14 protein-coding genes are annotated in these 23,099 nt (G+C 45.9%); 10 read left to right on the forward strand and 4 right to left on the reverse strand.

What is annotated here, in order from left to right:
- Positions 1-185: 185 nt before the first annotated feature.
- The gene (locus ACRD6K_RS09960) at positions 186-929 is read right to left on the reverse strand and encodes a 5'-methylthioadenosine/adenosylhomocysteine nucleosidase (protein ID WP_430973128.1); all 744 of its coding nucleotides are present in this window, start codon (positions 927-929) and stop codon (positions 186-188) included.
- Between the two features lie 92 nt (positions 930-1,021).
- Here ACRD6K_RS09960 and ACRD6K_RS09965 point away from each other — a divergent pair, with 92 nt between their 5' ends.
- The 8 genes from ACRD6K_RS09965 to ACRD6K_RS10000 all read left to right on the forward strand — a co-directional run bounded on the left by ACRD6K_RS09965 (position 1,022) and on the right by ACRD6K_RS10000 (position 16,298).
- Entirely contained in the window at positions 1,022-3,928 is a 2,907-nt protein-coding gene (locus ACRD6K_RS09965; protein ID WP_430973129.1) for a ligand-binding sensor domain-containing protein, read from the forward strand.
- Between the two features lie 245 nt (positions 3,929-4,173).
- Entirely contained in the window at positions 4,174-7,308 is a 3,135-nt protein-coding gene (locus ACRD6K_RS09970; RefSeq protein WP_430973130.1) for a SusC/RagA family TonB-linked outer membrane protein, read from the forward strand.
- 20 nt (positions 7,309-7,328) lie between these two features.
- Positions 7,329-8,858 carry a RagB/SusD family nutrient uptake outer membrane protein gene (locus ACRD6K_RS09975; protein WP_430973131.1) on the forward strand — a complete coding sequence of 510 codons (1,530 nt, stop codon included), beginning with the start codon at positions 7,329-7,331 and terminating at the stop codon, positions 8,856-8,858.
- A gap of 20 nt (positions 8,859-8,878) precedes the next feature.
- Positions 8,879-10,654 (forward strand): PKD domain-containing protein, encoded by a 1,776-nt coding sequence (locus ACRD6K_RS09980; protein WP_430973132.1) that lies wholly within the window; start codon positions 8,879-8,881, stop codon positions 10,652-10,654.
- A 72-nt stretch (positions 10,655-10,726) separates the two neighbouring features.
- Entirely contained in the window at positions 10,727-12,979 is a 2,253-nt protein-coding gene (bglX, locus tag ACRD6K_RS09985; RefSeq protein ID WP_430973133.1) for a beta-glucosidase BglX, read from the forward strand.
- Between the two features lie 20 nt (positions 12,980-12,999).
- Positions 13,000-13,827 carry a glycoside hydrolase family 16 protein gene (locus ACRD6K_RS09990; RefSeq protein WP_430973134.1) on the forward strand — a complete coding sequence of 276 codons (828 nt, stop codon included), beginning with the start codon at positions 13,000-13,002 and terminating at the stop codon, positions 13,825-13,827.
- A 12-nt stretch (positions 13,828-13,839) separates the two neighbouring features.
- Entirely contained in the window at positions 13,840-15,609 is a 1,770-nt protein-coding gene (locus ACRD6K_RS09995; RefSeq protein WP_430973135.1) for a family 16 glycosylhydrolase, read from the forward strand.
- A gap of 59 nt (positions 15,610-15,668) precedes the next feature.
- Positions 15,669-16,298: an HAD family hydrolase gene (locus ACRD6K_RS10000; protein WP_430973136.1), complete on the forward strand. Its 630-nt coding sequence runs from the start codon at positions 15,669-15,671 to the stop codon at positions 16,296-16,298.
- Here ACRD6K_RS10000 and ispG read toward each other — a convergent pair.
- Positions 16,295-18,157: a (E)-4-hydroxy-3-methylbut-2-enyl-diphosphate synthase gene (gene ispG / locus ACRD6K_RS10005; RefSeq protein ID WP_430973137.1), complete on the reverse strand. Its 1,863-nt coding sequence runs from the start codon at positions 18,155-18,157 to the stop codon at positions 16,295-16,297. The two genes, ACRD6K_RS10000 and ispG, sit on opposite strands and share 4 nt — an antisense overlap.
- Positions 18,158-18,461: 304 nt before the next feature.
- Between ispG and gldA the strand changes: the two genes are divergently transcribed.
- A complete protein-coding gene (gene gldA, locus ACRD6K_RS10010; RefSeq protein WP_430973138.1) occupies positions 18,462-19,379 on the forward strand; it encodes a gliding motility-associated ABC transporter ATP-binding subunit GldA in 918 nt (305 codons plus the stop codon).
- Positions 19,380-19,388: 9 nt separating this feature from the next.
- Positions 19,389-20,390: a glycosyltransferase family 2 protein gene (locus tag ACRD6K_RS10015; RefSeq protein WP_430973139.1), complete on the forward strand. Its 1,002-nt coding sequence runs from the start codon at positions 19,389-19,391 to the stop codon at positions 20,388-20,390.
- A gap of 16 nt (positions 20,391-20,406) precedes the next feature.
- Here ACRD6K_RS10015 and ACRD6K_RS10020 read toward each other — a convergent pair whose 3' ends face one another.
- Positions 20,407-20,790, reverse strand: coding sequence for a lipocalin-like domain-containing protein (locus ACRD6K_RS10020; RefSeq protein ID WP_430973140.1), 384 nt, complete (start codon positions 20,788-20,790; stop codon positions 20,407-20,409).
- A gap of 115 nt (positions 20,791-20,905) precedes the next feature.
- Positions 20,906-22,837: a tetratricopeptide repeat-containing sensor histidine kinase gene (locus tag ACRD6K_RS10025; protein WP_430973141.1), complete on the reverse strand. Its 1,932-nt coding sequence runs from the start codon at positions 22,835-22,837 to the stop codon at positions 20,906-20,908.
- Between the last annotated feature and the right edge of the window lie 262 nt (positions 22,838-23,099).

Raw genomic sequence — 23,099 nt, forward strand, 5'->3', positions numbered from 1 at the left:
TAAATTGTTTTGTTTAATTGTTTCCACGGCTAAGTGGCGTATATGTTGTTTTCTCTTGACTTGGTATTAACAATTACTGTGCCAAACTCACCGGCTGCCGATTGTGTTTCTTATAATTTTTGACTTGTTTGATTTATGCTCCTTGTTGTCAGTTATTTATCTTTCATAGTTTATTTTTCAGCCGATTAGGACAAAAGCAGCTTGATAATTTCCACGGATATCTGACTAATATCTTCAAACAAAAACTTGGAAAATGAGTCATGAGCCTCTTCGTCGGCATGGTCTGAAATAATTCGTATGACCGTGCATGGAAGCTGGTAATCAGCACTCACCTGGGCGATGGCTGCTCCCTCCATTTCAGTACACAAAATTTGTGGGAAGCGTTCGTTTATGCGCACTTTTCCTTCTTTGGAAGCGATAAACTGATCACCCGTACCAATGGCTCCGACATGTACTGTGGGGGAATAGCTGGCATTGATTGCCGGATACTGGCCGTTTTTCAAATTGAGAACAAAATTATCAACAGCAGAAAGTGCTTTGGCACCGGAATCCGGAAAAACATTGAATTCAAAGGTCTTCCAAAATGGTGATTCAACTTTCGGAAAGCCCTCCAAGCGTGTCAAATCAACATCGTGTTGAATAAGTTGGTTGCCTACCACAATGTCGCCAATGTTGAGTTGTGGCTGAACCGAACCGGCCAGCCCGATAAAGACCAGTTGATCCACCTGGTAGTGGTTAATCAGGGTGGTTGCAGTTGAGGCGGCGGCAACCTTTCCCCAGCCCGATAAGGCCATGACCAGCTCCTGCCCGTTAAGGGTGCCGGAATAAAATTCGCGGGAACCAAATTTGTCGGTTTTTAACTGTTGGATGTCTTTTTTTAAAAGCAGGATCTCTTCCCGCATCGCGCCAATTAGTCCGGTTTTCATCATTTTATATTTACAATGTTTGGACAAAAATACAGCTCTGCCCTGATTTTAGGCAATTGGTCGGTGTAAAATCTGATTTTAACTATATTTGTTTCATGCCTACTAACTATCTGCGATATCTGATGCTTGCCTGTATCCTGACGATAACCAATTTGTCGTTTGGGCAATTGAAAGATGTGGGGATTCCCGACATCCAACACTTTTCGAAACAGGAATATCGAGGCAGTGCGCAAAACTGGCACATTGCTTCCAACCACTCTAACTTCATGTACTTTGCCAATAACGATGGGGTCCTTGAATTTGATGGTAACCACTGGCAGCTTTATGGCTTGCCCAATCGCTCCATTGTTCGGGCTTTGCAGATTGACGATAATGGGCGTATTTATGTGGGGCAACAAAATGACTTTGGGTACATGGAGCCCGATGCCAAAGGAGAGCTTCAATACCGTTCTCTGTTGGATTTGGTGGCGGTTGACGAACGGAATTTTGAAGAAATTTGGTGTATTCACTTAACCAGTTTTGGTGTTGTTTTTCAGTCGTACACGCATTTGTTTATCTATCGGAATGAAGCCATTGTAAGTGTTCCCTTATCCAACCGGATTCGATTTTCATTCTATGTTAATGGACACCTGTGGGTACAGGATGAGGTGGACGGATTGTGCGAATACCGTCAAGGGCATTTTTTCAAGCTGAAAGGGCTGGATGAGCTTGATGATAAGGAAATTTGGGCGATACTGCCCGTTTATAATAACCGGGTGCTTATTGGTACGGCCAACCATGGGGTGTATAGTTATGACGGGGAAAAGTTAACGCCATGGAAAGGCCCGGCCAATGATTTCTTGCTTGAAAATCAGATTTTTTCGGCCACGCGGTTTAACGAGGCTTACTATGCTTTTGGAACCATTCAGGGAGGTTTACTTATTACCGATGAGTCCGGGCAAATTATTCAGCATGTGAACAAGAAAAAAGGCTTGCAGAATAATACGATCCTTAGCATTGGTGCTGATCAGGAAGGTAATTTATGGCTCGGACTGGATAATGGCATTGATTACATTGATGTGGGATCTCCGTTTACGTTCATGTTTGACCCGGAAGGACTGGGGGCTACTTACACGTCTTTGGTTCATAATGGGAAGTTGTATGTGGGCACCAATCATGGCCTGTATGTAAAAGACTGGCCTGAAGATGTGACGATTGATCCTAAAGGCTTTCGGTTGATTCCAAAAACCATTGGTCAGGTTTGGTATTTGGGGGTTCATAATGGGGTTGTGCTGTGCGGACATGATAATGGGACTTATGAGATTGCGGGTGAAACGGCCCGAATGATTTCGGATGTTCGTGGAGCCTGGATTTTCATCGAACTCATGCAAGATGACGATTACCTGCTTGGTGGAAATTATAACGGACTGACTCTTTTCAGGAAGACCGCCGATGGGCAGTCCTGGGAGTTCGTGACTCAGGTCAAGGATTTCTCTGAGTCGTCTAAACTGATGGCTCAGGATGAAAATGGCGATATTTGGATGAGTCATGGTTTTAAAGGTGTTTTCCGGATGCGTTTAAATGAAGCGCTCGACCGGGTTGTTCATTACGATTTTTACAACTCAAACGATGGGCTTCCTTCTGATATTTATATCAACCTGATGACCATTAAGGGTGACATTCTTTTTACCTCGCCCAACGGAATCTATACCTACGATCAGGCTTTGAATCGGTTTGAGCGCTCAGTCGAATATAATGAACTCTTTGGAGAGGGAAATAATGTCGATTACATCAAAGAAGATCAGTACAACAACATTTGGTTTATCGGAGAAAACGGACCAGGGGTGTTGCGGTTTCTTGAGGATGGAAGCTATACGAAAGTGGTGGGGCCTTTTGAAAAGATAGCGGGACTTACCATTTCCGGCTTCCAGCATATCAATGTGGTTGATATGGAGCATACTTTTATCTCGCTTGAAGATGGCCTGGCCCATTATTCTCCCAGTTACCAGCCGAAAAAAGACCGTCAGGAACAGGTGTACATCCGGGAGGTGGTGAATCAGCTGAATCAAAAAAGATTCCATCCCAATTTGATGGACGAAAACTTTCCGGAGGACTCCCTGGCCTTTAGATTTAAAGGAAACAACTTGAAGTTTGTCTATTCCAGTCCGGATTATAAAAACTTGAATCGGATTCGGTTCAGTTATTTTTTGGAGAACTACAGTACCGAGTGGTCAGAATGGTCGGAGGAGGCGAGCTCGGAGTTTATGAACTTGCGGGAAGGTGATTACACCTTCAAGGTGAAAACCGTTAATCCATTTGGGCACGAAAGTCAACCAGCAAGTTTTTCATTTAGTATCAAACCGCCTTGGTATCGGTCAGCTTTGGCTTGGTTTGTTTACATGCTTAGTGGCCTGCTATTGATCGCGGCTATTATTTGGTGGGTTTACTACCGTATGCAGGTATCCAAACGAAAGGAACGGCTCAAAAACCTGCAGGAATACCGGAAGCGGATTCATCAGTATCAGCGGGAAGTGTTGGTTTCAGAGCGGGAAATCGTGAAGCTCAGGAATGAAAAGTTGCGGGGGAAAATGATTCATTTGGATAAGGAGTTAGCCAACCAAACAATGAGTCTGGTTCAGAAGAACAAATTTATGGGCAAACTGAAAACGGAGCTTAAAAGTCTGCAAACCCTGGTGACTGACAGCACCGTGAAATCAAAAATCAGCCTTATAATTAACCGGATTGACCGGGAATTTGATAACAAGAAGCAGCAAGAGCTTTTTGAAACCTACTTTGATGAAGTACACGAAGATTTTTTTAAGCGACTAACCGAAAAATTCCCAACGCTAACCCCCCGAGAGCAAAAACTCTGTGCCTACATTAAAATGAATATCTCCACCAAAGAGATTGCGACACTGCAAAATATAAGTTCTCGTGGTGTTGAAATTGGCCGGTACCGCCTTCGAAAAAAATTAGGGCTGGATCGCGACACCAATTTGAGCTCTTTTATCTCCAGTATTTAAACTTCTGTTGTAAAGCATATTTTCAGCTGATGTATATAAAAACAAACATTAGTCAAGTTTAATCGGCTGAATGTTAGCTGTGTGCGTTTTGTGTTGATGTATTGTTGTAGGGGTAATAATAATGGGCCTGTAGCATTATTGAAGTGTTAAAAAATTTTAAAATGAGGTTTGTTTGCTCCATTTTCGCTTATGGATTTGAAATTCCTAAGTGAAGAATAATTATTTGCTATTTAAAAACTTAACGCATGAAAAGAATCTTATTTTTCTTATTATGTTCTTTCTTTAGTCTGAGTTTATTTGCCCAGGAAATTGCGGTTTCGGGCATTGTAACGGCTAAAGAGGATGGACAACCTGTACCTGGGGTTTCCGTGTCTATTCAAGGAACAACGACAGGTACGGTTACTGACTTCGATGGTAAGTATGCCTTGGAAGTGCCAAGCTCTGGAACCCTCGTGTTTTCTTTTGTTGGAATGAAAACACAACCGATTGAGATTGACGGCCGTTCGGTTATTGATGTGGTGCTTGTTGAAGACTATACAGACCTCGATGAGGTGATTGTTGTGGGTTACGGCGTGCAAAAGAAAAGTGTTGTGACGGCCGCCATTAGTAGTGTGTCTTCTGAAGAACTGGAGAATTCAACTCCAACACGGATCGAAGATGTCATGAAAGGGCGCGTTTCCGGAGTTCAGATTACGCAAAGCTCTGGTCAGCCGGGATCAGACTCGAAAGTTCGGATTCGGGGTATCGGTACGATTAACAATAGCGAACCCCTTTATATTGTAGATGGAATGGCTGTTGGTGGCGGTATTAGCTACTTAAACCCAACCGATATTGAATCCGTGGAGGTGCTGAAAGATGCGGCTTCTGCAGCTGTATATGGAGCCCGTGCTGCCAACGGCGTAATTCTGATTACCACCAAAAAAGGTAAGTCCGGAAAAGCCTCTATTAACTATGACTTTTCGTATGGGTGGCAAAACCCATGGAAAAAGAAATCGGTTTTGAATGCTAAGGAATACATGCTGATTATGAATGAGTCGGAGCTCAATGATAACAAAGCTCCTCGTTACTCAGCCGAACAAATTGCCAATGCTGGAGCCGGAACGGACTGGCAGGATGAAACGTTCAACTACGATGCTCCGGTGCAGTCACACCAAATCAGCATTAACGGAGGCAACGAAGATGTTACTTACTTCTTATCCTTTGGTTATCTGAACCAGGAAGGTATTGTAGGGGGCGACTATGGTCGTTCAAATTATGAGCGTTACAGTATTCGTTCGAACACCACTTACAATGTGTTTGAAGCCGATCGTTCTTTCCTGAACAATGTGAAGGTAGGCGTGAATGCCGGTTATTCCCGGGTGTTGTCCAGTGGTATTGAAACCAACTCTGAGTATGGTTCCATTTTGGGAAGTGCCCTGACGTTCAATCCTCTTGTTCCGGTGTATGCTGAGGATCCGGATGGGGTTCTGGCTGACTACCCCAATGCCGTAAAAGATAAAAACGGAAACGTATTTTCGATTCCGCCAGCAGGTTTCCAGGAAATTGCCAACCCGGTAGCGATGCTTAATGCACCAACCGGAGCTCAAAACAATGAAGATAAATTTGTTTCTTCTTTCTGGGGAGAAATCAATGTGATCGAAGGACTGAAATTCAAATCAAGCTACGGTGTTGACCTCGCTTTCTGGGGAGCCGATGGCTATGAATTTGAACACTTCTTAGCGACGCAGGGGAAAGACCTGACGCAAAGCCATGTATATTCAAACATGCATCGAGGTTTCGTATGGCAGCTTGAAAACACATTGACCTACAACAAAACGATCAACGAAAAACACAGCTTTACGGTATTGTTGGGTCAATCGGCTCAGGAGTACACCGTTCGTCACCTGTCAGGCGATGATTACGACTTGCTGGAAAGCGATCCGAATAAAGCCAATATCGACTACGCGATTGCTCCTCCTACCGAAGGACGTGTTAGCGGTGGAACAGGAGGTTTCTCCAATGAAACTCTGGCTTCTTACTTCGGACGGATAGACTATAACTATGATGAAAAGTATATGTTGCAGGCGACTATTCGCCGCGATGGTTCTTCTTCATTTGGACCCAACAACAAATGGGCGGTATTCCCTTCTGTTTCTGTGGGATGGAATGTGACCAACGAAGCTTTTATGGAAGATATTCCGGAATGGTTCAACTACCTGAAGCTTAGAGCAAGCTGGGGGACAAACGGAAACAACCGGATTGGAAACTTCTCTTACACCAGTTTGATGGATGGTAACCAAAACTATTATTTCGGTGCAGGTGATGCCATGTATATGCAGTATGGTAGTGCCCCTTCAAAATTGGCTAATGCCAATGTGAAATGGGAAGAGTCGGAGCAAATTGACCTCGGTTTTGATGCCCGGTTCTTAAACAGCGCTTTATCCTTTGGTTTCGATTATTTCAAAAAGACCACCAATGGAATGTTGATTGATCAGCCGATTCCTGGTTATGTAGGAAAAGGTGCTCCGATTGCCAATGCCGGTGATATGGAAAACAGCGGATTGGAGTTTGAATTGGGTTACCGCGGAAGTGCTGGTGATTTTAGCTACAACATTTCGGCCAATGCCACTTACCTGAAAAATAAGCTGATCAACATGGGAAATGAATCAGGTGAAGCTATTTATGAAAATGCTGGAGCTTCAGGTGTAGGAAGTTATGTGAAAGGGATGAACGGCGAAGTATTCCCGTATTTCTACGGTTTCCAAACTGATGGTCTTATTCAAAACCAAGCCGAAGCGGATGCTTACAACAGCTTGTATGGCGAAAATGCCAGGCCTGGAGATGTGCGTTTTGTAGACCTGAATGGTGATGAAAGCATTACCGATGATGATAAAACGAAAATTGGAAAAGGTATGCCGGACTGGACCTATGGATTTACGGTTGGCGCAGAATGGAAGCAGTTTGACTTCAATATGTTCTGGCAAGGTTCTTTAGGCAACGACATTTTCGACTTCTCACAACGTGGTGACATTCCTGCCATGAACCGTCCAAGCTGGATTTTGGATCGCTGGACTGGCGAAGGAACTTCCAATTCAATTCCGCGCATGACGAATCAAAACAATAACCGGAACTGGCGCTCATCTGATTTGTACATTAAGAATGGCTCCTATGCCCGCCTGAAAAATGTTCAGCTGGGTTATTCGCTGCCAACAGAGTTGTTGCACAAAGCATCAATCTCCCGTCTGCGTGTATTTGTGTCGGCTGAAAACCTGTTTACAATTACGGATTATGATGGTTTTGATCCTGAAGTTGCATCGGGTGGCTATACTACCATTGGTATTGACCGGGGAATCTATCCTCAATCAAGAACCATTAACATTGGTGCCAATATTACTTTCTAATCAATAAAACAGAAGAAGTTATGAATAAATATATCAAAGCAATAGCGTTTATTGCGATCCTGGGATTTACATCTTGTACGGATGATTTCCTGACCAATTACCCGACCGATTCGCAAGAAGCCGGTGGCCCGGCAACGGAAGGTGCTATTTTATCAAACTTAGGCTCCTGCTATCAGGTGCTGCTGTTTGATAGCTATGCCAACCAAAACTACAACAGTATAGTGCTGATGTCTGACCTGCGTTCAGATGATATCTTTAAAGGTGGTGGTGACGCTGGTGACCAGGGACAGTTGTACCGTTTGTCACAACTCGATGCTACTCCGGACGAATTGCCCGAAGGCCTTTGGATCATTTACTATAATGCCTTGGCTCGGTGTAACAATGCCATTTCAGCATGCGAAAATGCCGTTGATGTCGATGAAACCCGTCTGGCTCAATACAAAGCTGAGGCGCATTTCCTGCGCGCTTATTACATGCATTGGCTGTGGAAATTCTGGGGCAACATTCCTTATTTCGAAGAAGATTTGGAAGAGCCTTACTTTGCCCGTCAGTACTCCGCTGATGAAATTTATGCCGAAATTATTGAGGATGTCAATTTTGCACTGGAAGGCGACAAACTGCCTATGAGTGTTTCAGGTGCAGATCAGGGTCGGGCAACTAAAGCTGCTGCCATGTTGCTGAAAGCCCGCGTGGTGATGTATCAAAACGATGAGTCAAGATACGCTGAAGTACTGGCTGACATGAACGAAATTTATGAAAGTGGTGCTTACAGCCTGGTTGATTTTGCATCGATCTGGACCCGGGAAGGTGAGTTTGGTGCTGAATCTATTCTGGAAACAAATCATCTACCGGGAGAATATGGTGGTAAAACATGGGGTGACGGTTGGACTGGTTTTGGAACCAACTTGCCTGCTTTCATCTCGCCAAACGGTTTGAGTGGTGCTGACGAACTCAGTGGCTTGTCGGTGTATAAAGGCGGCTGGGGTTTTGGGCCCGTACGCCCAGAAATCGTGGATATTTATGAAGATGGCGATAAGCGCCTGAGTGCATCTATCAATCATTTTGCAGATGGAACCTATACGCCACGTTTCCAAAATACAGGATACTTTATGGCTAAATATGCCGCTCGCGAAGGGTATAACGAGCCACCGGGTGATGTTGACCTGAACTACGAAAACAACCTGCGTATTTTCCGTTACGCCGAAGTACTGTTGAATGCGGCTGAATTGATCGTTGTTCACGGTGTAGCGCCAGTAGGACAGTTGACAGCTGAAGTAGCTATTACCGAAATCAGAGAGCGTGCCGGCCTGGCCACTGCTGCACCTACAGCAGAGTTGATCAAACTGGAAAGACGCCGTGAATTTTTAGGTGAAGGCATGCGTTTCTGGGACCTGGTTCGCTGGGGCGAAGCCAATACCTTAACTGAGAACCTTCCAGAATACTCTTCAAACCGTACGTGGGCACCCACTAAAAAGTACCTGCCGATTCCTCAATCTGAAATCGACAAAACAGAAGGTGAGTTCAAGCTGGTTCAAAATGATGGTTATTAATCGCTAAAAACGAAAAAACGATGAAAAATATATTTAAACTAGGCTTGCTGATGTCCATGTTGACGATGTTCTTCATTGGCTGTGAGCCACAAGAATTTGATTCGGGCGACGCCAGAGAGAGCTATCCGCCTTCGGCCGAGGAAGTGACGGCAACTGTTAGCCAAGGGAGTGATGCCTATCATTTCAATATGGTTAGTAATGCGGGTGTTTCGGGGATTCATATGATAAAGTGGGATTTAGGAAATGGAAATGTTGCTGAAGGCAAAGAAATTGTGGCCTATTACCCGCTGCCCGGAACCTATGACGTAACATTGACGATTACCACCAATACCGGTGCGTTTACTGAAAAAGTTGTCGCTCAAGTTGTTCAGGAAGAAACGGACTACTCCATTTTTACCAGCGAAAAGTTTATTTTCCTGAGTGGTGGGGTTGATGACCTGGATGGAAAAACCTGGGTGTTGGATAGTCTGGCTCAGGGGCACTTGGGGGTTGGAGCTCCTGGAACTGTTGGTCTGGGATATTGGAGTGCTCCGCCATTGGCAAAGCAAGGTGTTGGTGAGTTGTATGATGATGAAATCAATTTTAACATTACCGGATTTGCAGCTACGCTAACCAATAATGGTAAGAGCTATGTGAAAGATTTTATTGCAGGTAATCCTGAGTACTCCAATGGCTATGAGGATGATACCGATTATGTTGTTGACTTTACACCTGCTCCCGGAAGTTGGTTTATTGAAGAACGGGACGGGAAATCATTCCTGACGCTTTCAGGAACAACCCGACTATTCCCAATTTTTGATGTAGATGCAGCTAATGGGTCGTACGAGATCTTGAAATTGGAAGAAAACCTGATGGAGCTTGTTGCTCTTGGCGGTGATGGTAATGCATGGCATTACCAACTGATTCCAAAAGGTTATGTGAAACCTTCGGTAGCTGCCGAGCTTTTGGTGGCTGATGTGTCTGCAACTGATGTCAACACGTATGAGGCTTCATTGACTAACCTGGATATTCCTGCAGGTCAGGCGATCAACGGGGTAACTTTCGACTTTGGTGATGGTACAACCATGGTGGCTGACAATTATACAGACGTTGTTTCACATACTTACATGCGTGCCGGAACCTTTATGATTTCAGCTGTTGTGAACACTTCTATCGGGGAATTGAATTTGTCTGAAACGGTGACCGTTACGGCTAATCATCCAGACTATGTTCCATTCTTACTGGATGAAATGGTCATGTACAACGACTTTAGCGAAGTGGCTATGGCTGCTGTTGTTGGCGAGGATTGCTCTGTCGTTACGATGGCAAATCCTGCCCGGATCTATCCAAACCGAAGCGCCAGTGTGGCGATGTATTCCAAAACAGATAACCAATATGCGAATGCCAATATGAAGTTACCTTCCGGCTATCGCTTTGATCTGAGATCAATCTCAACATTCAAAATCATGGTGTATGGAAAAGCGGGTGATGTGGTACTGTTGAAGTTGGAAAATACAGATATGGAACAGGCTTGGCAAACAGGAGTGGAACTTACTTATACCATTCAGAATGACAATACTTGGGAAGTGGCTGAGTACGATTTCTCGGGAGCACCAACTGCTGATTTATCCTGGGATCCAGGACTGGTTCCATTGATGGCAGGTGATGTTACTACTGACGATCGGTACAGTCATGATTATTATGATATCGTACGTATCATGCTGAATCCAGGTGTTGGAGAAGGAACTCATGAATTCTATTTCGATGAATTGGCCGGTCCTCACGTAGAGGGAATCAAATCGGCACAAATCAAGTAATTACAAATTGAATCTTAACTAAAAACCGACCTGCCCGATTGGGGCAGGTCAGGTTTCTTACACGCTACAAACATGAAAGCAATCTCCTTATTTTTAATTGGACTGCTCCTGCTAACCGGAGCCTGTGCACCAGTTTCTTCGGACAAGAAAGAACAGACAGACAAAAGGATAAAGGAACTGATTTCCCAAATGACCCTGGAGGAAAAGCTGGGACAGATGTCGCAGTTTGATCCCGGGCAGTTAGGCGGACCGGAAAATGCAAAACAAGCCATTAAAGATGGGAAAGTGGGTTCTATTTTAAACCTGGTTGGTGCCGAAACGATCAATGAGCTGCAGAAAGTTGCAGTAGAAGAAAGCCGTTTGGGAATTCCTCTGGTTATTGCTCGCGATGTGATTCATGGTTACCGTACCATCATGCCCATTCCATTAGGGTTGGCGGCTAGCTGGAATGCTGAGATAGCAGAAAAAACGATGGCTGTATCTGCCGTAGAAGCCGCTTCTGAAGGCATTCATTGGACCTTTGCCCCGATGATTGATGTGTCGCGTGATCCGCGCTGGGGGCGTATTGCCGAAAGCTGTGGCGAAGATACTTACCTGACCTCTGTTATGGCTAAAGCCATGGTTAAAGGGTTTCAGGGCGATGATTTGAGTGATCCGAAAACCATTGCTGCCTGTGCCAAGCATTTTGTGGGCTATGGAGCAGCCGAAGGCGGACGCGATTACAATACGACTTTGATTCCGGAAGTTCAGCTTCGGAATGATTATTTACCTCCTTTTAAAGCTGCTGCCGATGCCGGCGTAGCTACCTTTATGTCAGCCTTCAACGATTTGAACGGCGTTCCGACCAGTGGAAACGAATTTACCCTGAAGCAGATTTTGCGGCAGGAGTGGGGCTACCAGGGAATGGTAGTCAGCGACTGGGCATCCATCGCCGAAATGATTCCTCATGGCTATGCCGCCAATAAGAAAGAAGCTGCAGAACGAGCATTAATAGCTGGTGTTGATATGGAAATGGCCAGTGACTGCTACGCTGGAAATGTAAAAGCGCTGTTGGACGAAGGCAAAATCGATATGGCTACCATTGATCGGTATGTGGCTAATATCTTGCGCTTAAAATTCGACCTGGGCTTATTTGAAAATCCCTATACCGATGAAACATTGGCCGAAAAAACACTTCTGGCCGAAAAACATAAAGAAATTGCCCAACAGGCAGCCAGCGAAAGTTTTGTGCTGCTTCAAAACAAGAATGAATTACTGCCCTTGTCGAAAGACATTAGCTCGGTTGCGGTGATTGGCCCTTTGGCCGATTCGCCACACGACCAGATGGGAACCTGGGTGTTTGATGGGAACAAAGAAAATTCGGTGACTCCGCTTACTGCTTTGAAAGCCAAGCTGGGCGACGCTAAAATTAATTTTGCAAAAGGACTGGAGATTAGCCGTACCACATCGACAGAAGGCTTTGCCGCCGCTGTTGAGGCTGCGAAAAAATCGGATGTGGCTGTTCTGTTTCTGGGTGAAGAGTCGATTCTTTCGGGCGAAGCCCATAGTCTGGCCAACCTGAATCTTCAAGGCAGCCAAACCGAACTGCTGGAAGCTGTTCAGGCAACCGGGAAACCAGTGGTGGTGGTGATCATGGCCGGACGCCAACTGACTATTGCGCGCGAACTGCAACTGGCTGATGCCGTATTGTACGCCTGGCATCCCGGAACCATGGGTGGTCCGGCTATTGCTGACATGTTGTTGGGCGAAACGGTTCCGTCCGGTAAACTGCCGGTTACTTTCCCCAAAACAGTTGGGCAAATCCCTATCTACTACAACCATAAAAACACCGGACGTCCGGCTGATTATGAGCAATGGACCGATATTAATAAAATTCCGGCTGAAGCCACGCAGCACTCGCTGGGAAACACCTCGCATTACCTGGATGCCGGCTTTGAGCCACTTTTCCCGTTTGGCTTTGGATTAAGCTATAGTTCGTTTGATTATTCCAATTTGGAATTATCGGCCAACAGCATGGGAACCGATGGCGTTATTGAAGTGTCAATTGATTTGAAAAATACCGGCAAGTACGAAGCTGCAGAGGTGGTTCAGCTCTACATTCGTGACCGATTTGGAAGTGTTACCCGCCCGGTCAAACAATTGAAAGGGTATCAGAAAGTCACTTTAAAACCCGGAGAAACCCGGAAAGTCACGATTAATCTGAAGGCAAAAGATTTGGAGTTTTTTAACGGCAAAGACTATGTTGTTGAAGCCGGCGATTTTGATGTGTGGGTGGGAACCAATTCACAGGAAGGCTTGCATGCGGAGTTTTCAGTTAACGAATGAATCAGTCAACGTATCGATATATGAAGCGAACGCATTTTACTTCAGTCGTCCTGTTTTTGTTAGCGGTTGTTAGTGTTTCCTGTAGCAATTTCAAATCGAATCGGGAAGAAGCTTACCCCGGCTATAAGCTGGTGTGGTCGGATGAGTTTGATTACCAAGGGCTGCCGGATTCCTCGAAATGGAGCTACGATACCCATGGAAATGACTGGGGATGGGGAAACCAGGAGGCACAGTTTTATACCAGCCGACGGCTGGCCAATGCCGAGGTGAAAGAGGGGAAGCTATTCATTACGGCTATTCAGGAGTTTTATAAAGACCATAAATACACTTCGGCACGCCTGGTAACCAAAGGGAAAGGTGATTGGCTTTATGGGAAGATAGAGGTTTGTGCCAAGCTACCGAAAGGACGGGGTTTGTGGCCAGCCATTTGGATGTTGCCAACAGATGGGGCGTATGGCAGCTGGCCGGCTAGCGGTGAAATCGACATCATGGAAAATGTGGGTTACATGCCTGATACCATTCTGGCTTCGTCACACACCAAAACGTACAATCATAAGATTGGCACTCAGCGGTCTGACACGATCATTGTGCCCACCTGCTATGAGCAGTTTCACGTTTACCAGCTTGAGTGGGAGCCCGGAGAATACCGGGTTTATGTAGATGGGCAACACTTTTTCACCTTTGAAAATGAGGGGACCGGGCCTGATGAATGGCCTTACGACAAGCGCTTTCACCTTATACTGAACCTTGCTGTTGGGGGCAGCTGGGGCGGATTGAAAGGAGTTGATCCGACTATTTTTCCGAGTACAATGGAAGTGGACTATGTTCGTGTTTATCAGAAAATTTAACATCGTGTGTTCATGAATTACCTAAGCTTTTTCCTGCTACTGTTTGCTTTCCTGCCAAGCCATGGAGTATTTGCCCAACAAGATTGTGAGAAACTGGTGTGGTCGGATGAATTTAGCACGGACGGAGCTCCTTCCGAAGAAAGATGGGGCTACGACATTGGTGGTGGTGGCTGGGGAAACAATGAGTTGCAAACCTATACCAATACACGCACCAACTCCTGGGTTGAAAACGGAAACCTGTACATTAAGGCGGTTAAGAAGGATAACAGCTGGACATCAGCGCGTTTAATTACCAAAGGAAAAGCGGATTGGCGATATGGGCGGATTGAAGTGCGGGCCAAGTTGCCTTCGGGTAAAGGAACCTGGCCGGCTATCTGGATGCTGCCTACCGACTGGGAATATGGTGGCTGGCCGGCCAGCGGCGAGATTGATATCATGGAGCATGTGGGTTATGACCCGGGCGTGGTGCACGGCACTATCCATACCGAGGCGTATAATCACGGCATTGGAACCCAGAAGGGCGGAAGCATTACTATTGAGGATGCCATGGCCAATTTTCATGTGTATGCCTTGGAGTGGACCGAGGAAACCATGCGCTGGTATGTGGATGACGAACTGTATTTTACTTTCAATAATGAAAACAGAACCTATAAAGAGTGGCCGTTTGACAAACGGTTCCACCTGTTGCTGAATATCGCCATTGGAGGAAACTGGGGAGGAGCAGAGGGCATTGACCCAAACCTGACGGAAGCAACCATGACGGTTGATTACGTTCGTGTGTATGCCAGTAAGCTGCCCAAGCCGGTGATTCAGGGATCTAAGCTGAACAGCTTGAATGAAGAGACTAGCTATGCTGTTAATGCCATTGAAGGAGCGCAATACAATTGGCTGCTGCCCGAAGGTGTAACTGTGCTAAGTGGAGTAGGTACCTCAGCCATTACCGTACAATGGAATGATGCTCCCGGCGACATTCAGGTGGAAGTGTCAACCGCTTGTGATGCGGTGGTGTCGGATGTTTTTCATGTTGATTACCTGATTCAACCGGATGCGGAGGGGTTTGATGTTGCTCCGGTGAATGAGGATCAGGAGCTGCTGTGGCAGGCCCATGCCGGTACCGATAACAGCTTGGTTTTAACTGAATCGGATGGCGTATTACTGGTGGACTTCGATATCAATAACCCTTCTCAAAATGCCTATTTTTCTTACGTCTTTAATGGCCTGATTGATCTGACTGCACATAATGAACTGGCCCTGGAACTGAAGGTTGATCCGGCCAATCCGCCTTCCAATATGCGCTTCGATTTGGTAGATGTAAATGGGCACGTAGAGTTGGTGGATCTGTTTAAAATGGAATCGTTTGATCAGGACGACAGTTTTCATTTTCATTACCATCATTTTGCGTCCAAAACCGACGGCTCCTTTCTGCTGGATAAAATTGCAGAAATCCGGGTGTACGTCAACTACGGAATTTTTGGGAAGGCTGGTAGCGGTCAGCTTCAACTTCAAAATGTCCGGTTGCAGGAAGCAAAAAGCACAGCGGCAGAGGATTGGTTCAGTGCGCCCGAATTTTTGGTGTACCCCAATCCGGCACAGCAGTTTGTCAATATTAACTCGAACGAGCCGTTGAATACCGTGCAAATTTATGGCATGAGCGGGCAGTTGCTGATGGTTAAGTCAGGTCTTCGGGCCAGGAATTATCGCCTCGATCTGAATGGCTTGCAAACCGGAATGTATTTGTTGAGAATCAACCAGCTGTCTTCGCAGCTGATCTCGGTTCGCTAATCAGGAGAACGAAAGACCGGCTATTTTCTGTTCGGGAAACAATCCTTAATTTTGCCGGCATGAAAAAGATTCCTCAAGAAGTAAATAATATCATCTTTGATTTAGGTGGCGTGTTGCTGCATATCGATTCGCAGCGGTCCATCAAAGCCTTTGAGTCGCTGGGATTGACGAATGCCATTAACCATGGTGGTTGGGGCTATCAGCACGAGGTTTTTCTGCAAATGGAAAAAGGCTTGCTGTCGGATGAGCAGTTTCGGAATGGTATTCGGGAATTGTTGCTGGAGCCTGCCAGTGATGAAGCGATCGATAAAGCCTGGTGCGCCATGATCATTGATTTTTCAGACGACCGGATTAACTTGCTGCATGAGCTGAGGAAGAGCTACAAACTTTACCTGTTTTCCAATACCAATAACATTCATCTGAATCATTTTCAGACCCTGTTTCAGCAGCGGTTTGGCTTTCCCATTTCAGAATTGTTCGAGAATGATTACTACTCGCACGTGCTGAATCAGCGGAAGCCAAGTGTGGAATCTTTTCAGACGGTACTTAACCATGCCGGGCTAAATCCGCAGGAGACATTATTCATCGACGATTCGAAGGAAAATACCCTTGGGGCACAAAAAGCAGGCATGCATGCTGTTCACCTGACAATGGAACAAAACCTTCAGGCACTTTTTGGACGGAACTAGTTCTCTTCCGGATCGTTCCAGTCGCCACTGTCGCGAATGAGTGTTTCCAGTTCATAAACGGCATTTTCAAAGGGAATGTGTCGCTTCTTAAGGGTTTGTCCCTTGTAGAGGTTTACTTTGCCTGGTCCGGCTCCTACAAAGCCGTAATCCACATCGCCCATTTCGCCGGGCCCATTCACCACGCAACCCATTACGCCAATCTTCAGGTGGCTCAGGTGCTTGAAATGCGCCTTGATGTTCTTGGTTGTTTCATGCAGGTCGAAAAGCGTACGACCACAGCCGGGGCACGAGATAAACTCGGTTTTAGTTACCCGCATGCGGCTGGCCTGCAAAATGGAAAAACTCAGGTTTTTCAGGTCGGTAAAGGTGATGTTGTCGCCGTCATTGGTGATGCACAAACCATCGCCATAACCATCCAGCAATAAGCCACCCAAATCCACCGAAGCTTTAATTTGAAGGTCATCCAGGCTTTGTTCGTTGTAGCGGCGGTAGATGATTACCGGTACTTTCCAGATGTGCGTTTCCAGATTCATAAAGAACGCGCGCAACTCGGCCAGCGGGTTTTTATTAAAACTTTCCAGAATAAGAACCGTTTTACGGGTTTGTTTCAGCTTGGTGATAATCTCCGGGTTCTCGGCCATGAAACGGTCAAACTCCGGCTTGTTGGTGCGGATAAACTTCATCTGTCCCCAGTGTGAGCCACCAAACAGGTACTCATCAATCGAAAGAATGGGGTATGCGTTTCCTTCCAGATCCAGCACTTCATCATTTTTCAGGAAGTACTCCGGTATTTGCTTGCCGCGCAGTGGAAGAATTTCAGCCATGCTGCGGTCGCGCAGGTCGGCAACGACCACCGGAACTTGCTTATCGCCCATGTTCATGACCGGACGTACCGAGCGACGTTCGTATTCAAATGGGTTGGTTTGCGCAAAAAGAGGCGCTTTTATAGGGGCGTGACCTTGATAGGAGGTCACATGATTGATAATTTTCTGAGCCACCGGAATTTCAGCTTCCGGCGATTCGGTGAGCGAAACCCGAATGGTATCGCCAATTCCGTCAACCAGCAAGGCGCCAATGCCAACGGCCGATTTGATGCGGGCATCTTCGCCTTCGCCTGCTTCAGTAACGCCCAGGTGAAGTGGAAATTTCATATCTTCCAGGCGCATTTTTTTATTCAGAAGCCGAACCGTGTACACCATCATCCGGGTGTTGCTCGACTTGATGGAGATGACTACGTTGTTGTAATCTACTTTTTTGCAGATGCGCAGAAATTCCATGACCGATTCGGAAATTCCGGCCGGGGTGTCTCCAAAACGGCTCATAATCCGGTCAGAAAGAGAGCCCTGGTTGGCTCCAATGCGCAAAGCCGTGTTGGTTTTTTTCAACATTTCAAGGAACGGAATAAATTGCTCTTCAATTTTACTCAGCTCGGCTTTGTATTCCGCATCGGTGTATAAATGATGCTCAAAACGAGCACGTTTGTCGTAGAAATTTCCGGGGTTAATCCGGATTTTTGAAATGTACTTGGCTGCCACTTCTGCCAGGCGCGGGTTAAAATGAATGTCCGCGATAAGCGGTGTTTCATAGCCCCGGGCTACCAGCTCCTTCTTAATGTTTTTGAGGTTTTCCGCATCATTGATCCCTTTGACGGTTACCCGCACATAGTCAGCACCAGCCTTGATAATCCGGATGATCTGTTCAACAGTTGCATCGGTATCCCGCGAGTCGGTGTCAGTCATCGATTGAATGCGAATCGGGAAATCACTTCCCATTGGCACTTTCCCAATCGTAACGGTAGACGTTGATTGGCGCTGGTATTTTGTTAAATCTTTGATATAATTAAAATTCCGATCTTTCATCTTCAGCCATGCATTTTTTGAGCGCCACAAAGTTAATTTAAAGTTAAGAAATAAAAAATCCCCAAGCCGAAATTCCTGCGCTCAGTGAAAAGAATTCTGGAGGAGTGTTTTCTGACTGAAAATCACTAGTGTTATTCGCGTTTGAAGAACGCCTTTTTTCCCATTTGACGAACCGATTTTTAACGTCCGAAAGAAAGGCATTTTTTTGCAGTCAGGTATTAGGTTAAACTTAATTCTTCGTGACTTGCTCAACTTTCTGTTTTGCCCGAAATCACGTACTTTTGAGAAAACTAAGTTTGAAGTCATGCCGGTAAAAGTTGACAAGATATGCAAAACTTATGGAGTTCAAAAAGCGCTGGACGAAGTAAGCTTTCAGTTTGAAGAAGGAGAGTTGGTTGGTTTTCTGGGGCCTAATGGTGCTGGAAAATCTACCTTGATGAAAATTATGACCGGTTATTTGGCGGCCGATTCAGGAGAGGTGCTGCTGAATGGTGAGCAGATGACTCCAGAGAACTATGCCTTGCGACGGGAAATTGGCTATTTGCCCGAGCACAATCCGTTGTATACGGACTTATATGTCAAAGAATTTTTGGGGTTTGCTGCCGGTTTTTATCAGCTTCAAAATAAAAAGCAAAAGATTGCTGAAGTGATTGAAATGACCGGTTTGGGCCTGGAGCAGCACAAAAAAATACGGCAGCTGTCGAAAGGTTACCGCCAACGGGTGGGGCTGGCCCAAGCACTGATTCACGATCCTTCGGTGTTGATTTTGGACGAGCCAACCACCGGACTTGATCCCAACCAGTTGGATGAAATACGAAGCCTGATTCGCACGATCAGTCGGGAGAAGACCGTGCTTTTTTCTTCTCACATCATGCAGGAAGTGGAAGCCATCTGCAACCGGGTGATCATCATCAACCGGGGAAATTTGGTGACCGATGGCTCGGTCGATCTGGTCAAGTCGGGTCAACTACTGAGTCGGCAGCAGGTGCTGGTCGAACTTTCCACCCCAGTGAATGAAGCAAGTTGGAAGCAGCTTCCGGGCGTAGACAGCCTGCAAGTTATTTCCGAGAATGTTGCGTTGTTGACCGCTTTGGATGAGCGAGATTTGCGTCCGTCCATCTTTCACTTTGCCGTTGAGCACGGATTGGTTATTTTGACCATGAATGAAAAACAGGCTGGCCTGGAAGATGTTTTCCGGGAATTGACCCGCACAATCCGTTAATTTCTGCCTATGAGTTTTTGTGCTGTTTCCGTTGTCCTACCTTTTTATCAGGCCGAAAATACCCTAAATCGTGCTGTTACCTCTATTTTGAATCAGACATTCACGGATTTTGAGTTGTTGCTGGTAGATAATAATTCGACCGACCGCGGTGGCGAAATTGGCCGCGAATTTGCTCAGACTGATGCACGTGTCCGAGTCATTCAGGAAAATCAGCAGGGGGTTGTGTTTGCCATGAACCGAGGCATGCAAGAGGCCCGGGGAGCATTTATTGCCCGAATGGATGCTGATGATCTGTCGCTGCCCGAACGCCTGGAAAAGCAATTTCAGTTTTTACAGCAGCATCCGCATATAGGCTTGGTGGGCTGCCAGGTAAAACATGTTTCCCCCTTGCCATCAAAGGGGCTGGAGCGATTTGTCAATTGGGTTAATTCCTTTCACACCTCTGAAGCCATTTTTCAGAACCGGCTGGTGGAGATTCCAATTATTCAGCCCACGGTGATGTTTCGGGCCGAACTGGTTGGAAAGCACGGAAACTACCGGGAGGGGGATTTTCCGGAAGATTATGAGTTGTTCCTACGATGGTTGGATGCCGGAGTCCGGTTTTACCAACTGCCCGAAATGCTGCACGAGTGGCATGATTCGGAAACCCGTTTAACCCGTACCGATGATCGTTACAGTGCTGAGGCGTTTTACAAAACCAAGGCGTACTATTTTGCCCGTTGGTTTGTGCGTACGCATCCGCAAAGGGAATTGTGGGTGTGGGGTGCCGGACGCAAAGCGCGGCAGCGGGCCCGGTTGCTGGAAGAGCAGGGCCTGACGATTTCGGGCTACTACGACTTGAAAGCCGGTAAAACCACAGAAAGAGCCTGTCGCTCGTATGTGGATATTCCAGCTCCGGGGCAGCAGTTTATCCTGTCGATGGTGGGTAATCGTGGAGCCCGCGAAAAAATAACCAACTTCCTGCTGGAGCGCAACTACCAGGCAGGTTCCGATTTTCTGCTGATGGCCTAGCGGAGCTGCTTGAACCTTATTGCTGGCGTGTGTAGCTCCATTGTCCTTGTCCCCTTTTTAAAATGAGTGAGTCGGCTGTAATTTTCTGAATTAACAGGGTGTCGGTGAAATCGAAGCTTACTCCGTTGCCAATGCTTTTTCCTGAGAGTATGAGCTGTGTGTCGGTATTGCTCCAGCTTTTGTATTGTAAGGTGCTCATGTTAATCGATGAAGCCTTGCCATCTTCCTTCAATTCAAATCCTTGTACTTTGGGTTCCTGTCCGGGAATGGATTGTGTCCACGATCCAATGAGCTGATCTTTGGGATTGCTGCATGCTGAAAGTAAAAGTAGGACTGCTGCTGCCAGAATACCGAGTCCGGCACGGATTTTTGGGGAACTGTTTTCGATGTGTGTGTTCATGGCTTTCTTATTTTTAGTTGACAGGCAAAGGTAATAGGCGGAATTAATTTTTCACCGATTGGAAAAGCGATGGTTGGAAGAAAAACTTGTTTATGCAACGTGCTGGCTTCAGCCCTTAGCCTGGCGTATTCTCGTTCTGGTGATTGAATACCGGCAAAGTAAAGGTGAACTTACTGCCTTTCCCGGGTTCGCTTTCAAGCCAGATTTGTCCCTTGTTCTTTGTAATAAACTCTTTGCTAAGGATAAGCCCCAAGCCGGTTCCCTGTTCGCTTTGGGTGCCGTGTTGGGAGATCATTTGGGTGATGTCGAAGAGTTTGTCGCGGGTTTGTTTATTCATGCCGATACCGTTGTCTGACACTGAAATTTCAATGTAGTTTGCTTTTTTCACGGTTTCGATCACCACCTCACCTCCCGGGTTGGTGTATTTGATGGCGTTGGAAACCAGGTTCCGAAGAACACTGGAAACGGATTTTTCGTCGCCATAAGCCAAGGTGTCTTTCTGAATTTTACGGACCAGGCTGATTTCTTTCTGGGCAGCGTTGCTTTCAAGTAGCTGACTTACACTCATTCCAATTTCATGCACATCAATCTTTTCAAACTGGTATTGCATGGTTTCCGTTTGAACTTGTGCCCATTGCAGTAAACTTTCCAACAAGGCATACAGGTTGGAAGAAGAATCTTTGAGGGCTACCAGGAACTTCTTGATGGTACCGGGGGGTAGGTCGTCAAAATTATTGACTAGCAGATCGGTGGTTCCCAAAAATCCATTGAAAGGGCTTTTCAGGTCGTGTGCAATGATAGTGAAAAACTTGTCTTTATCGGCATTTACTTTTCGCAATTCGGCTTCCGACTTTTCAAGACGCACACTCAGCTTTTTCAAGGATATGCGACTTCGGGCTACAACAACTAAAATCAGCAAGACCAGCACACCACCGGTAATGAGAATGTGACTGACCATTTTTTGTTGCCGGATGGTTACCCGCTGAAGCTCATTGTTTGTCCTTAAAATCTGGTTTTCCTTTTCCTGTTGTTCGGTGAAATATTTGACCTGAAGGTCATTAAACTTCGTAAGTTCTTCTGCACTAAAAAGACTGTCTTTCAGGGCTGATGCTTGTTTGTAATACTTCAGGGCATTAGTCGTCTGTCCTTCTTTTTCGGCCATTTCAGCTAAAACAAAAAGGTTGTCGCGAATCAATCCGGCGTAGTTTTTTTCTTGCGAAAGCTTCAGGCTTTTTTGCGTATAGTACCGGGCCGAATCCAGCTGGTTAAGGTGCAAAAAATTGTGTCCCAGGTGATGTTCAGCAATGGCAATCCGGTTGAGGTTGTTCATTTGAATGCCGTATTTCACGGCTTGCCGATAGTGATACTGAGCCGAATCCAGCTGATTCATTTTGCTGTATACATTCGCAATATTGACCGATACAAACGAATAGGAAGGATTGTCGTCCTCCTTTTCCGTAAGAATATCCAGCGCCTGAGTGTAATTTTCCAGCGCTTTGTCCAGCTCATTCATTTTTTCGTAGCAATTGCCAATGTTGGCATACGAATAAGCCACCGAACTCATGCTTTTTATTTGTTTGGCTTGTTCCAGTGCTTGGTAATGAAGTTCGTAAGCTTTGTCGTACAAGCCCCATTCCTGGTAAACCAGGCCCATGTTGTTCATCACTTTGGAGACGCCATTCGTGTCATTGATGGCTTCGCGGATGGTAAGTGCTTTCTGGTAATGCCTGAGTGCATCGATGCTGTTGCCCATGCCCCAATTGACGACGGCGATGTTGTTAAGTACCTTCCCCAGCCACAGGCTGTCATTCAGCTCGGTAAAGAGGGCATGGGATTGGTTGAAATAATTAATGGCTTCCTGAAAGTTGCCCAGTTGCCAGTTGAAAACCCCAATTTTATCCAGTATGAATGCGCGTTGGAAAGAGTCTTTCTCAAACTCCAGGGCTGAGGTGTAGAAGTATACGGATTTGTTTTTTTCCAACGAAGACTGCGCCAACTTCTTTAAAAGTTCTGCTTTGGCCGAATCTCCCTGTGTATCTGCTAACAAGTCATTCAAGTTTTCCTGATGGGAGCTATGCGCTAACCCAGTGTAAATAGTTAGGAAAAAAACAGCAAAAAAAAGCAGGCGCGTATTAATTGGTATAAGCATCAATGTATATTCTCAAAACAGTGTAAATCATAATCTTTGATCAGGCTAATATAACTATTTATCGGCTAAAATAGTTCTCGGTTAAGATTGATTTAAATCAAAATAAAAAAGACGTGATTCTTCCCTGTAAATGTCTGTCACTTCATCAATCTGAGGGCAT

It is taken from the genome of Sunxiuqinia rutila (genome assembly GCF_050589705.1).
Taxonomy (GTDB): Bacteria; Bacteroidota; Bacteroidia; order Bacteroidales; family Prolixibacteraceae; genus Sunxiuqinia; species Sunxiuqinia rutila.